Here is a 14216-nt window from a genome sequence, read left to right as displayed (position 1 = left end):
TACTATTCTGGAACAGGAAGAATATTGGAAGGACCTACTTTGAGCCCTCGTTTCCAAGATAATAATAACTACACAAGCAATGCTTCTTCTGTTCCTATGGTAGAAGCGGGTGCAGCAATGCCGCAAGACACGCAGGCTGAAGCAGCGATCCTTGCAGCAATGCTTATTTCAGCAGACGTTTTAGAAGAGAGTCTTTCGTTCTTACAAGAGGATGATTTTTACATCCCTTCTCATCAGCTTATTTTTGCTTCTATGCGTGAGCTGCATGATACAGGGCGTCCAGTCGATGCTATTTCTTTGGCCGATAACCTTAATAGCAAAGGTGAGCTTGAGCGCGTAGGTGGACGTGCTTACCTTGTTGATTTATCGGGCAATACACCTGCGTTGGCAAGCTGGCAATATCACAGTGAAATTTTGCGTCGTAATGCAACACTTCGCGAAATTATCAAGACCTCGTCAAAAATTACAGCCCTTGCTTTTAGTGCGCCTGAAGATACCAAAGAAGTTGTTAATGATGCAGAGCAGATGTTACTTGGTGTAACCAACCGTGCCATTCGCTCTACCTATTCCGGTATCTCGGATGTCATGGAAGAGTTGTTTGAAGAGTTGGATGAACAGTCCAAGCACCAAACTGATGCCTTAGGTGTTCAAACAGGATTTCCTGGCATTGACCGTGCTCTTTTAGGTATGCGTGCAGGTCAGATGATTGTAATTGGTGCTCGTCCTGGTGTAGGAAAGACATCTTTTTGTCTTAACCTTGCAGTAAATGCAGCTGCTTCTGGTGCTGCCGTTGCGTTGTTTTCGCTCGAGATGAGTAAAAAAGAAATTGCGCAGCGTTTGCTTTCTGCTCAGGCAAAAATAAATCTACAAGACATCCGTTCTGCAAATATTAAGGATCAGCAATGGCCGCAGATTGTCCAGGCAACATCTGAACTCTCTAACCTGGATATCATGATTGATGATACGCCGGGCACAACAATTACAGAAATTCGTGCAAAGGCACGCCGTATGTTGCATGGCAAAGAAAACGGTATTGTTATCATCGACTATTTGCAGCTTGTCTCGCCACCTTCGAGCGGGCGACGCTCTGATTCGCGTGCTACAGAAGTTTCCGAGATGAGTCGTGGTATTAAGATTATGGCTAAGGATCTTGAAGTTCCTGTTGTTGCGCTGTCGCAGCTTAACCGACAGGTTGCGGACCGTAAAGGTCAGCGTCCACAGTTGTCTGATCTTCGTGAATCCGGATCTATCGAGCAGGACGCTGACATTGTAATTTTGCTCGATCGTTCCATGACAGAAGAAGAAGCATCGCGAGAAGATCGTCCTGATGCCAACGTAACGGACTTCATCATTGCAAAAAACCGTTCCGGTCCTTTGGATATTGTTCATCTGGTCTTTATGCCAGGTTCTACCAAGTTCGTGGAGCTGTCTCGCGAATACGAGTGATAGACACGGATTTGAAACATCAATCCCTTATACTAGGGAACCGAGAATAGCGTGCATAACGTGCGCTCCAATGCCTTTTTGAGAGGGAAGTATATGTCTGCATCCGTATTGGTGGGAACCCAGTGGGGCGATGAAGGCAAGGGTAAGGTTACCGACCTTATTTCTGGCGATTTTGATGTTGTTTGTCGTTATGCTGGTGGCGCAAATGCAGGGCATACTGTTATTGCAAACGGTCATAAACTTGCGCTCCATCAGGTGCCATCTGGCGTTATGTACAAGGGTACCTATCCAGTAATTGGCAATGGTTGTATTGTAGATCCCGAAGTCCTTCTCTGTGAGATTGATATGCTGGAAGAGCAAGGCATTTCTTGCGATGATCTCAAAATTTCTGGCAATGCACACATTGTTATGCCTTACCACAAAGATTTGGATGGCGCTCACGAGAAGAAGTTGGGCAAAAATTTGATTGGTACCACCAAGCGCGGTGTTGGACCAACCTATATGGACAAAATGAACCGTACTGGTTTACGCATCCAAGACATGCTGGATGAGAAAATCTTCCGCGAGAAGCTTGAGGCTGCTTTGGCATATACCAATCCCATTTTGGAGAAGGTATACGAAATGCCCACCTATACTGTGGACCAAATCTGTGAGACCTATCTTCCCTTTGCTAATCGTATTCGTCCCTACATTGTAGAGAGTTCGTTGTTCCTTAATGAGCAAATAGAATCCGGCAAAAATATTCTGTTTGAGGGCGCTCAGGCAACCATGCTCGATATTGATCATGGTACGTATCCCTTTGTTACTTCTTCTAACTGCACAGCTGGTGGTGCTGTTACTGGTTCCGGTGTTGGTCCAACTCAGATTAAGCGCGTTTTGGGCATTGCTAAAGCATATCTTACGCGTGTGGGTTCTGGTCCTTTTCCAACAGAACTGTTTGACGAGACAGGAGATTTGTTAGGCAAAGTTGGACATGAGTACGGTGTAACTACAGGCCGCAAGCGTCGCTGTGGCTGGTATGATGCAGTCGTAGTAAACTATGCAGCTCGTGTAAATGGCTTAACTGACCTTGCTATTACCAAGCTCGATGTTCTTGGTTGTTTAGACGAGATTAAAGTTTGCGTTGCTTACGAGTGCAACGGCAAGCGCTACACTACTGTTCCTGAACACCAGAGTGTCTTTTATCACGCTAAGCCTGTGTACGAAACCCTTCCTGGCTGGAAGTGCGATATTTCTAATGTACGCAACTTTTATCAACTACCGCGCGAGGCCAAGGACTACATTGACTTCTTAGAGCAGCTGGCAGGCGTGCGAGTTTCTATTATTACCGTCGGCCCTGATCGTGAACAGACGATCGATCGTTACTGGAAGTAAAACGTGTCCGAGGTCACTTACAACACTGCCTCATATGCAATTGTTACTGATACAGCGTGTGATTTGCCTAGTGAATGGCTGTCTGAAAAAAACGTTTGTGCAGTACCAATGTATATACACATGCGTCGCAACAAGACCATGCGTGACTACAAAGATGTGTCTGTACCCGATTTTTATATCACGCTTGCTCAAGCGGAGGGAGAAGTAACTACCTCGACTCCATCCGTAGATGAGTATAAAGTAATCTATCAAGACCTTATCGATAAGGGCTTTGAGCGTATTATCTCGGTTCATGTATCTAGCTTGCTCAGTAGCTCGTATGGCATGGCAGCTGTTGCCGCTCGCGCATTGAATGCAGAAGATAAGATTACTGTGATGGATTCCAAAACTATCTCGTCAGCTCAAGGCTTTATTATTGAGGATTTGGTTGCAAGCCGCGCGGCAGGAATTCCTTTTGAAGAAGCGCTTGCTCATGCATATACAGTACGTGAGTTTTCGCGTATGTATCTTGTTCCTGCCCCTGGGCGTACCATGGGCCATAACGGTCGTCGTGTTACAGGCCTTCGCGGAAAGATTCATCAGCTGTTAGCGCAGATGTCGGGTACACGTGAGCTATTTGTCTTAGATAGCGATGGTGGATTTTCTCGTATTACCTCAAGCACTGTTTTAGTACGTTTAGCTGGTGCAATTGTACGTGAGATGAGCGTGTTTTCTCATGAATACGGTCCTGTTGCCTATGCAGAAATTGGTTCGGGTATGCCACGTGACCTCGCTACAGTCGAGAAACCCATGAATACAAATGAGTTTGAGAAGCGCCGCATTCGTATTTCCAACGTTGGTGCAGCTACAGCTGTACATGTTGGCGTGGGCGCAATAGGCGTTGCTTTTTTGCCTGATGGGTATATTGGCGCGTTAGACACAAGTGTGTAAACATATTTGGCTTACTACGAGGAAGAGACTGACCAATGAGCGTTGCTGATTCCAAGGTAGATGTACTATTGCTGGGTTCTGGTGGCCGTGAGCATGCGCTGCTGCAAAAGCTGTCTGAGTCAAAGCGAGCTGGAAAACTCTATGTATGTCCCGGCAATGGTGGCATGTGGTCTCGTGCTCAAAAAGTAGATCTTAATGCCGAGAACCCCGCAGATGTTGCAGCCTTTGCCAAGGAGCACAACATTGATCTTGTTGTTATTGGCCCCGAAGCACCGCTGGTAGCAGGCGTGGCAGATGCAGTTTCTGCTGCAGGTATTGCGGTATTTGGCCCTTATGCTCGTGCTGCCCGCATGGAAGGCTCTAAGCAGTTTGCAAAAGAGATTATGACACGCGCCGGAGTACCTACTGCTGCGTACAAGGCTTTTACAGATGAAGCTGCTTGTGTTGACTATGTTCAGCGTATTGGTGGTCCGGTAGTTGTTAAGGCAGATGGCCTTGCAGCAGGTAAAGGTGTTATCGTTGCTCAAACTACAAAAGAAGCGCTTGCAGGTGTACATGAATGCTTTAGCGCCTTTGGCGATGCAGGCAATGTGGTTGTTGTGGAAGAAATGCTTAAAGGCCCCGAATGTTCTCTGTTGGCTCTCACCGATGGAAAAACTCTCATTCCTTTAGCTACATCGCAAGATCACAAGCGTGCACTTGAGGGAGACCTTGGTCCCAACACGGGCGGTATGGGTGTATATTCTCCCGTCCCGTTTGTTACGGATGAAGAGCTCAAGGCTATGGTAGAGATTGAGCAAAAGGTGGTAGATCAGCTGGCTCTAGAGGGTATTACCTACAAAGGCTGTTTGTATGGTGGCTTTATGCTCACCAAGGATGGTCCTAAGGTATTAGAGTTCAATGCCCGTTTTGGTGATCCAGAGACTCAGGTAGTAATCCCTCGTATGCAAGCAGATCTTATCGACGTCTTTATGCATATTGATGCGGGCACGCTTGACCAAGCTGTTGTAGAGTGGGCAGATAACTGGGCGGTTTCTGTAGTTCTTACCTCTGCTGGCTATCCTGGTTCTTACGAGAAGGGCAAAGCTATAACAGGCATTGAAGATACCCAAGCTCTTGATGGTGTGACCGTTTATCAAGCAGGTACAGCTCTCAACAAGAAAGGCGAACTGGTAACTGCTGGTGGACGCGTTATTAATGTAACCGCTCTTGCTCAAAGCTTTGAAGCTGCTCGTGAGCAGGCATATGCGGCTTGTGATTTAATTCATTTTGAAGGCAAAACACTTCGTCGTGACATCGGACTTCGTGCATTGCGTGGCCGCGATGCGTGGGAGGTCTAGTACATGTCTGAGTTTGTAGATACACCAAGTGCAACTGATGAATTTAATGATGGATGTGAGGAGCACCATTCAGGTGAGCCTATGTATCGTGCACTTATTTTGGGCGATAATGACCCTTGTGACCAGGACTTGCACGAGCATATTACATCAGAGAATCGCGTGTGGGACGGTAGGATTTTCTCGGTAGATCGTCTTAAGGTTGCTCTAGCAGATGGCAGAGAAGCTACGCGTGATGTCGTGCGTCACAGCGGTGCTGTGGCTATAGTAGCGCTTACTGCTGATGGTCGTATTTGTCTGGTGCGTCAGTATCGTACAGCACTTGACCGTGTGACTGTGGAAATTCCTGCAGGAAAGTTAGAGCCAGGAGAAGATCCTCTGGAGTGTGCTCGCCGCGAGTTGTTGGAAGAGACGGGTATGGTGCCCGATAGCATTGCGTATTTAACTACCATTGCAAGCTCTGCGGGTTTCTCGGACGAGCTTATTCATATTTATATGGCAACTGGTTTAACCTTTGCTGCATCAAATCCAGATGCAGATGAGTTTATTAATGTAGATCTTGTTGCCTTAAATGAGCTGGTAGATGCTGTACTTGATGGGCAAATTGAGGATGCAAAAACAGTAGTTGGTGCTCTTATTTGTGACTCAGTGGCACATAGGCTTTCTCCACAGGTGGACGACGAGTTGCAGTAGCGTTGTCATCTTTGCGTATACTTACATCGCAAAGACTGGTAAAAGAGGGTGTCCATGGGGTTCCATAAGGCAAAGCAGAACAAGTTTTTATCCTCCGATGAGGCCGAGAAGCTCTTCGAGACTCTGGATGAAACAGGCCATTCCAATAAAGAGGTTGCCGCAGTTCAGCATAAGCGTCGTGCCGAGAAGGGCAACGCTGTGGACATTGATCCTCTGTCCAATAATGATCCATCGGGCTCCACAATTGACCGTACTATTAGACGTACAGCCGTGGGCTTTGTTGTGATTACTCTTGTGGTTGTGACGCTGGCTCAAACAAGCTGTGGACTTATTCGCCGTATTACCACTGGTCATCTCTCTGAAGAAGTTAACATCACTACTGTGTCCCGCTCTATGCGTAATGGTATTGAGTGGGGCAATGGCTTTACTTCGTTTCCTGAGGAGTTTTCTGTAGAGCAAGCAGATGAAAGCTCTGGCGTTGTTGAGGTAACGGTTATTGATACCACATCAGATAATGCAGCAGAAGCATTTTCTTCCTCGCAGGTACAAGCATCTGCGTTGTCCATTAATGCACTGCTTAATCCCAAGGTTCATGCGGTTATTTACCATGTTAATGTGCGTGTAGATGAACAGGGTAATTTCTTGCACAATGCCATGTTTGGCTTTTTACGTCCCATGGGCACCGTGCGTAATTTTATGACTTTTATTTGGACGAAAAACACTTCTGACCAGGGTGTTAACTTTACTTGCCGCATTACGGGTTTAGATGAAGAAACTACCGCTGGCATTCGCGATAAACTTCAGGCGAATATTGTTTTGAGCAAAATCTTGCCCACAACAGAAAAATCGGACGCAGCTCCTGCACCTACGTCCGATGGTGAATCAGAATCCTCTGAGTCGAGTTCTGTTGAGGTAACGACGTCTGACAGCACTCAAACTAGCAAGTTGCTCTAGTGTTTTATCGTTTGTCTACCAGGGAAGTAAGCTCACTTAAAACCAACTCAAAACTTACGCCGCGATCAAGATAGTGTGGCTGCTTGGTAGTTACCTGCATTGCTTTTCGCACTGTACTGCCAGCAAACTCTGCTGCTGTACGGAAGTCGTGACCACTCATAAGTGCTGCAATGCAGCAAGAAGCATACAGGTCACCTGTACCGTGCAACATAAAAGGAAGCAAGGGCGAACAAATCTCTTCCAGCTCAAAGTCTTGCCCAGCAAGGTAGTCTCGAATATATCCGTCATCTCTCATAACGCCTTTAAGCACAACATTTTTTGCGCCCATGTCAAGCAGAGCAGAGCAGATTTCTGTGACTTTTTTATCAGATGCATTGGTGCCAGGATATGCAATATCTGTCAGGATACAAGCTTCGGTCATGTTGGGAGTAAGCAAGTCTGCCCCATCCACAAGCTCACGCATGGCATCACATAATTCGGGCGTGTAGGTAGGATAAACCTTGCCGCCATCACCCATAACAGGGTCTACCAGGTGTAATGCATTAGGATACTCTGCATAAAGGCGTTTTATGGTAGCCACTTGCTCGGCAGAGCCCAAAAATCCGGAATAGATACCATCAAGGTCCACGTCTTCTTGTTGCCACGCATCAAGATACTCTTCCAGCATGGAAGTGGTGTCATGTACGTAAAAAACCTTATAGCCTGTGTGTGCCGAGAAGAGTGACGTAGGCACCGAACATACGTCACAACCACCAGCACTTAGAACAGGTATTGCAACTCCAAGTGAACATTTTCCATATCCGCAAAGGTCGTGAACTGCAGCAATACGAGGAATGTACTCGTCATGACGCTTGTATAGAACAATTTTAGATGCGCTGGTCATATGCCCTCCAGGCAATTGAGGTGTGAATAGGTTTGCACCATGCAATAACAGTGTATGAACATATCTGTAGGCAGGTGAACATGTTTGTAACACGTATACTAGAACAGTACAAGCATACTCACACAAGGAGGCTCCAAATGGCACAAATGCCTGTGGTAGGAATTATTATGGGCTCAACGTCTGATATGCCTGCAATGGAGGCATGCACCAAGCAGCTTGAGGAATTTGGCATTCCTTACGAGTTGATTATTGCTTCCGCGCATCGTAATCCTGCTAAGGTGCACGAGTGGGCTTCTTCTGCTGCAGATCGTGGTCTTAAGATTATTATTGCTGCGGCTGGTAAAGCTGCTCATCTTGGTGGTGTAGTTGCAGCTTTTACTCCTTTACCCATCGTAGGTGTACCCATGAAAACATCAGACTTGGGCGGTATGGATTCTCTGCTGTCTATGGTACAAATGCCTTCAGGTGTGCCGGTTGCCTGCGTTGCTATTGGCGGAGCAAAAAACGCTGCTATTTATGCAACCCAAATCTTGGGCGCTACACTGCCCGAGTACCGTCAAGTAATTGCAGATTTCAAAAAGGGTATGGAAGAAGCATAGTTTCTCGTAAGCGTGAGTTACACATAACGTGAGGAGACCGCATGCAAAAGGCGGAATTATTAGAGCTTATTAAACAGGCTATGAAGGCACAGGACAAAACCCGTCTGTCCATTCTTCGCCAGATTAATCAGGCAATCAAGCAGATTGAAGTTGATGAGCGCCGTGACGTAACCGAGGCAGATATTGTTGCATGTATTAAGAAGCTGCAAAAGGTTACCAACGAGGAACTTGAGGCACTTCGCGGTGCAAGCGCAGATTCCTATACAGACCGCATTGAGTCTTTAGCGTCTCAGGCGGATATTCTTACCTCGCTTTTGCCCAAGCAACTTTCTGGTAGCGAGCTCGAAGCATTAGCAGATAAACTCATTGCTTCGCTGGGAGCAAGCTCTAAGCGCGATATGGGCAAGGTTATGGGTGCCCTCACCAAGCAAACTAACGGTAATTTTGACAAGCCCGCTGCCGCTGCGTATATTGGCAGCAAGCTTGCGTAAGTAAAGGATTTACCAATGGCCAAGCACTTCTCGCCAGACCAAACTTCATCACATCATACTCAGGAGTTTGCTATGCCTCAGTCAGTGCCCCAACTTGCGTATATGCCTGAGCCATCGGGCGAGCCACCAAAAAAGAAGCGCTCTGTATCTCGTATTATTTCCAACATTTTGCTGCTTGTTGGTATTGTTTTGTTGTGCGTTGCTGGTTTTATGTGGGGTAAGGCTCAGTGGGATTATCATGAGCAGGATAAGGAAAATGAGAAACTTGCTGCGTATGCACAGATTCCTCAAAAGGGTGGTGCACCTACGGTTGATTGGGCTGGGCTTAAAGAGATTAACTCAGACGTAGTTGGCTGGATTCAGATTCCCAATACGGTTATTAACTATCCCGTATACCAGGGTAAAGATAATGATCGCTATCTTAATACCAATGCCGAGGGAGTATACGGCGTTGGTGGCCAGATTTTTATGGATTACCAAAATACTAAACCTGGCATGATTGACCAGCAGACCATTATTTACGGTCATCATCTTAAAAATGGCGCCATGTTTAAGCAGATTTCTGACATGGACCAACAGCAGTTCTTTGATTCCATTGATACCATTTGGTATGTGACCGAAACAGCAAATTATGAGCTTCAGCCCCTGTTTTTGTACTACACCAATGGAGAAGATACGACAGTCAGGCAATTTAACTTTGACTCTGAAGATGCTTTCCATGCGCATTTGAGCGAGAAGCTCCAAAAAGCAGTAACAAAGCGCTCGGATGTAGCAAATTTGCTTCCAAATGTTAAACATGTGCTCACACTTGGCACTTGTGACTACATTGAGGGTTATGGACGTACTATTCTTGTATGTGCAGTAAAGAGTGAGGTTTCTACCTCTTCGCAATCCTAAATGTAAAGGAGCTCATTCATGCATAATTCCCAGCTCACGGATGGGGCTATTGACCTTAGCGAGCAGGATACTTTGCATGACGAGTGTGGCGTCTTTGGTGTTTGGGCTCCAGGGCGTGACGTTGCTCGTCTTACGTATTTTGGTACGTTTGCACTACAACATCGTGGTCAAGATTCTGCTGGCATAGCTGTTGGTGATGGACAGACAGTATTAGTTCGTAAAGACTTGGGGTTAGTTAACCAGGTTTTTTCAGATACAGACTTGGCTGCTATGCCAGGTAAGGTGGCCATTGGTCACGTGCGTTATGGCACATCGGGCGCCAAGAGTTGGGAAGCAGCTCAGCCTCATCTGGCTGTTATAGATACTACTATCATTGCTCTTGCCCATAATGGCACATTGGTTAATACGGACTCTGTTCGACAAGAGCTTATTAAACTTGGGGTTCCCTTCCGCTCCAATACAGATTCTGAAGTAGCCGCCAAGTTGGTGAGCTATTACACACAGCAAACGAGCCATCTGCGCCAAGGTATTGCTAAGACCATGGAGTTGGTAGAAGGTGGTTATGCCATGGCACTTGTGCGAGAAAACGCTCTTTACGCTTTTCGTGATCCGCATGGTATCCGCCCGTTGGTTATTGGCCATCTGGATGCGACTGAAAGCAAGCCAGAGGGTTGGGTTGTTGCCTCAGAAACCTGTGCATTAGACATTGTGGGTGCCACGTATGTACGCGATGTTAAACCGGGTGAAATTGTGCGCTTCTCTGACGATGGTATGGTTTGTGAGCAAGGTATTGCACCATGTCGTCCAGCAGATTGTGTGTTTGAACATATTTATTTTTCTCGTCCTGATACGCGTGTGAGAGGGACATCCATTTACTCCATGCGCTATAACATGGGAAAACAGATTGCGCTTGAGTCTCCAGTAGATGCAGACATCGTTATTGGCGTTCCAGATTCCGGCATGCCTCCTGCAGAAGGATTTGCACGACAGTCCGGTATTCCTTTTGGCGAGGGTCTTATTAAAAATCGTTACGTACAGCGTACGTTTATTCAACCCACGCAAGACCTTCGTAAGCTGGGTGTACGTCTTAAACTCAATGCGCTTCCCGATAACGTTGCAGGTAAACGTGTTGTTATGGTGGATGATTCTATTGTGCGCGGTACCACATCCATGCAGATTGTTCGTATGCTTAAAGATGCGGGCGCTAAAGAAGTACATGTGCGTATTAACTCACCTGAGGTTGTCTGGCCCTGCTTTTATGGCATTGATACAGCTGTACAATCCCAGCTTATTTCTGCACGAGCTACTACCCAAGAAATCTGCGAATTTATTGGCGCAGACTCTTTGGCGTTCTTATCGGTAGAAGGCATGCTTGCGTGCGTTCCGGAAGGTTCGTATTGTACAGCTTGTTTTACTGGAGAATATCCTGTTCGTATTCCGGATAGTTTTGCGTCCAATAAGTTCATGGAGTCAAAGACCCCTACGTATCTCGATTGCTAACAGTTGCTATAAGCTGCCAACAGGAAGGCCATGCATATGTCCGAGCAAGTCAAGCACGTAACGTACGCCGATGCAGGAGTAGATGTAGATGAGGGAGCCCGCGCAGTAGACGCCATTAAAGCTGCGGTTAAAAGTACTTCTCGCCCAGAGGTTGTAGGAGGTTTGGGCGGCTTTGGCTCGTGCTTCTCTATGCAGGCGTTCAAAGATATGGATGACCCTATTTTGGTTTCTGGTACAGACGGCGTGGGTACCAAGCTAGCTATTGCGCAGTTGCTAAATCGTCACGACACTGTGGGAGAAGATTTGGTAGCCATGTGTGTGGACGACGTAGTTCCTGTTGGCGCAGAACCTTTGTTTTTCTTGGATTATGTTGCCATTGGTAAGCTCAGGTCAGAGCATGTAGCTCAAATTGTATCCGGCATTGCTGAGGGTTGTCGTAAGTCTGGTTGTGCTCTGGTTGGTGGCGAGATGGCCGAGCATCCTGGTGTTATGAATCCCGATGACTATGATTTAGCTGGGTTTGTGGTTGGTGTTGTTGATCGCCCCAAGATGATTGGTCCTAAGAAGGTCAAGGTGGGCGATGTTATTATTGGCTTACCTAGCTCCGGTATTCACTCCAATGGCTATTCTTTGGTGCGTAAGGTAGCTATTGAAGGTAAGACGGTGGAGGAGCTTAATCAGCCTTTAGATGAGCTAGGTGGAGAGTCTTTGGCGGATGCTGTTATGCGTCCTACCACCATTTATGCCGGAGGTTTGATTGCGGCACTTAAGGCTGGTGCACCCATTCATGCTATGGCTCATATTACCGGCGGTGGTATTACGGAAAATCTTAACCGTGCACTACCTTCCCATGTAGATGCACTGGTAGAGCGTGGTGGGGAAGATGGTCCTGCATGGGATATGCCTCCCGTTATTCCTTATATGATTAAACGTGCTGGCCTTACGCTTGATGAGGCGTACAAAACCTTTAACATGGGTGTTGGTATGAGTATCATCTGTGATGCTAATGACGTGGATGAAGTATGTGAAGCCTTATCTGCACAAGGTTTTAGGCCCTTTGTTATGGGCGAATGTGTAGAAGGAAGCGGTAAGGTGGTCTATAAATGAGCATAAAGCTCGGTGTATTGCTCTCTGGTAGTGGGACCAACTTACAGGCTATTGCTGACGCAATCCAAACAAACGTGCTTGATGCGACAATAGAAATCGTTATTTCTTCTCGTCCCAGTGCATATGGTTTAATACGTGCACAACAAGCAGGTCTACAAACCATGACATTGTCCAAAGAGATCTATGAGGATCCGCTGGTGGCAGATGCTCTTATTGCTGCTGAACTCAAAAAATATAACGTTGATTATGTGGTTATGGCGGGATATATGCGTATGGTTCATGCACCAATTTTAGATACGTTTCCCAACCGCGTAGTCAATTTACATCCTGCCTTGCTACCTAGTTTTCGTGGTGCTCATGCCATTCAAGATGCGTATGATAGTGGTGTAAAGGTAACGGGTGTAACGGTACATTTTGCGGACAACAAATATGATTGTGGTCCTATTATTGCGCAGGAGCCAGTTATTGTTCATGAGGGCGAGACAATAGAGGAGCTTGAAACACGCATTCATGAGGTGGAGCATAGGCTATATCCATCGACCTTGCAATTACTTGTAGAGAAACGAGTTCGTGTGCGAGATAATGGAACAGTAGAGATTTTGCCATCGTACAGCTAAGCACAAGTAAGAAATGTATGCTCGTTCCTCAGAAATGGACGCATGCCATGAAAAGAGTTGCTTTACCTAAACGTTGTTTTGTGTCTTTTGTTGTAAGTCTTGTTGTTGTGGTTAGCGTGACTTGCTTTGGAGTGCCTGTATCTGCATGGGCACAAGAGCCAGAACAAGGATCTGTTGGTGAGCAGCAAGCCTTAGAGACACAAGCAGTCTCAGATGAGCAAGAAGTTTCAGAACAACAAGACGTTGTAGCTTCTTCAAACACTGTTTCTGAACCTCAAACAGAGCTATCTGTCCCACAACAAGAGTCCCAAAAACAACCAGTTCTTGTGGGCTGGCAAGAACAAGATGGAAAGCTGTTTTATTACAACCAAGATGGTACTGCTCATACCGGGTGGCTTTATATCAACAATCACTGGTACTGGGCAGATCCTGCCACTGCACAAATAGCAAAAGGGTGGCGTTTTATTAACAACGTATGGTATTGGTTTTCTTACCAAGACGCTACCATGGCAGATGCTCGAAGCAATGCTGGAGGCACATGGTGTGACTTTGCTTCTTCTGGAGCCTGGATTGGATATGCATCTGGTTGGGACTTTTCAGATGGAGCTTGGTACTGGCTTGAAAATGGCACAAGGTGCTCGGGCTGGAAGTATATACACAACACTTGGTATTGGATGGATGCTAAAGGCGTTTGCATACAAGACCAAGTTCGTGAAATCAATGGTAAAAAATATGCTTTTGATACCTCTGGTGCAATGGGACAAAACGGTTGGTGTGTTGCCGAAGGGTCTTGGTGTCTAGCAACTGAGTCTGGTGCTCTTAAAAGTGGCTGGCAAAAGCTCAAAGGTATTTGGTACTGGTTAGACCCAGGCAATTGTAAGATGCGCACAGGCTGGGTTGATTTAAATGATGCAAGCTATTTTTTGGAAGACTCAGGTGCAATGGCTGCTTCATGTTGGAGACAAAAAGGCAAACAACTGTGCTGGCTTGATGGCTCTGGTCGTATGACAATCATGCGAGAAGGAAATCAGGTACGTTTTGCTAATGGTCTTGCCGAAGGCGTTCTTCCTCCAGACGGACTTACCAAGTTTGGAGATGGTTGGTTTTATCTGGTAAATGGCACCATTCAATATGGCGCTCATACCATTAATGGCAAAACTCACCTTTTTGATACAACAACAGGTAAAGCTATTTGTGGTTGGCAGTACTCACAAGATAGCAACTATTACTATTACTCAGAGCAAGGCGTGTTGTGCACAGGCTGGGTGCAAGATAAAGGCGCTTGGTACTACTTAAATTCCAACGGCCAAATGCTTACAGGCTGGCAGCAAGTTGGTGGTAAGTGGTACTACCTCAATCCTAGTAGTGGAAGGATGCATACGGGGTGG

General features: G+C 46.4%; 13 protein-coding genes and 1 pseudogene. 13 read left to right on the top strand and 1 reads right to left on the bottom strand.

Annotated elements, in window-relative coordinates; genetic code table 11:
• The first annotated feature begins 39 nt into the window (after positions 1–39).
• The 6 genes from dnaB to G469_RS08020 all read left to right on the top strand — a co-directional run bounded on the left by dnaB (position 40) and on the right by G469_RS08020 (position 6734).
• Positions 40–1446, top strand: a complete 1407-nt coding sequence (gene dnaB / locus G469_RS0101730; RefSeq protein ID WP_028263578.1) for a replicative DNA helicase — start codon at positions 40–42, stop codon at positions 1444–1446.
• 93 nt (positions 1447–1539) lie between these two features.
• Entirely contained in the window at positions 1540–2820 is a 1281-nt protein-coding gene (locus G469_RS0101725) for an adenylosuccinate synthase (protein WP_028263577.1), read from the top strand.
• 3 nt (positions 2821–2823) lie between these two features.
• Positions 2824–3750, top strand: a complete 927-nt coding sequence (locus G469_RS0101720) for a DegV family protein (RefSeq protein ID WP_028263576.1) — start codon at positions 2824–2826, stop codon at positions 3748–3750.
• Between the two features lie 35 nt (positions 3751–3785).
• Positions 3786–5090 carry a phosphoribosylamine--glycine ligase gene (purD, locus tag G469_RS0101715; RefSeq protein WP_028263575.1) on the top strand — a complete coding sequence of 435 codons (1305 nt, stop codon included), beginning with the start codon at positions 3786–3788 and terminating at the stop codon, positions 5088–5090.
• A 3-nt stretch (positions 5091–5093) separates the two neighbouring features.
• A complete protein-coding gene (locus G469_RS08025; RefSeq protein ID WP_084522269.1) occupies positions 5094–5780 on the top strand; it encodes an NUDIX domain-containing protein in 687 nt (228 codons plus the stop codon).
• 54 nt (positions 5781–5834) lie between these two features.
• Complete coding sequence (locus G469_RS08020; RefSeq protein ID WP_035425295.1) at positions 5835–6734, top strand: hypothetical protein; 900 nt, start codon at positions 5835–5837, stop codon at positions 6732–6734.
• 4 nt (positions 6735–6738) lie between these two features.
• Here the strand turns inward: G469_RS08020 and G469_RS0101700 are convergent, their stop codons facing one another.
• Positions 6739–7617, bottom strand: coding sequence for a pyridoxamine kinase (locus G469_RS0101700; protein ID WP_028263574.1), 879 nt, complete (start codon positions 7615–7617; stop codon positions 6739–6741).
• Between the two features lie 137 nt (positions 7618–7754).
• On the opposite strand from G469_RS0101700, the gene purE reads away from it, so the two are divergent.
• The 7 genes and pseudogenes from purE to G469_RS0101665 form a co-directional block, all read left to right on the top strand.
• Entirely contained in the window at positions 7755–8216 is a 462-nt protein-coding gene (purE, locus tag G469_RS0101695) for a 5-(carboxyamino)imidazole ribonucleotide mutase (protein ID WP_028263573.1), read from the top strand.
• Between the two features lie 41 nt (positions 8217–8257).
• Positions 8258–8707: a GatB/YqeY domain-containing protein gene (locus G469_RS0101690; protein WP_028263572.1), complete on the top strand. Its 450-nt coding sequence runs from the start codon at positions 8258–8260 to the stop codon at positions 8705–8707.
• Positions 8708–8722: 15 nt separating this feature from the next.
• Positions 8723–9604 carry a class B sortase gene (gene srtB / locus G469_RS0101685; RefSeq protein WP_028263571.1) on the top strand — a complete coding sequence of 294 codons (882 nt, stop codon included), beginning with the start codon at positions 8723–8725 and terminating at the stop codon, positions 9602–9604.
• An 18-nt stretch (positions 9605–9622) separates the two neighbouring features.
• The gene (gene purF / locus G469_RS0101680) at positions 9623–11104 is read left to right on the top strand and encodes an amidophosphoribosyltransferase (protein ID WP_028263570.1); all 1482 of its coding nucleotides are present in this window, start codon (positions 9623–9625) and stop codon (positions 11102–11104) included.
• 36 nt (positions 11105–11140) lie between these two features.
• The gene (purM, locus tag G469_RS0101675; protein ID WP_028263569.1) at positions 11141–12211 is read left to right on the top strand and encodes a phosphoribosylformylglycinamidine cyclo-ligase; all 1071 of its coding nucleotides are present in this window, start codon (positions 11141–11143) and stop codon (positions 12209–12211) included.
• Positions 12208–12828 (top strand): phosphoribosylglycinamide formyltransferase, encoded by a 621-nt coding sequence (gene purN, locus G469_RS0101670; RefSeq protein ID WP_028263568.1) that lies wholly within the window; start codon positions 12208–12210, stop codon positions 12826–12828. The genes purM and purN overlap by 4 nt, the downstream gene beginning before the upstream one ends.
• A 47-nt stretch (positions 12829–12875) precedes the next feature.
• Positions 12876–14216, top strand: a pseudogene (locus G469_RS0101665) (L,D-transpeptidase); the annotation flags it as partial.

Source organism: Atopobium fossor DSM 15642, assembly GCF_000483125.1.
GTDB classification, from domain to species: Bacteria; Actinomycetota; Coriobacteriia; order Coriobacteriales; family Atopobiaceae; genus Atopobium; species Atopobium fossor.
This window is presented reverse-complemented; position numbering and strand designations above follow the sequence as displayed.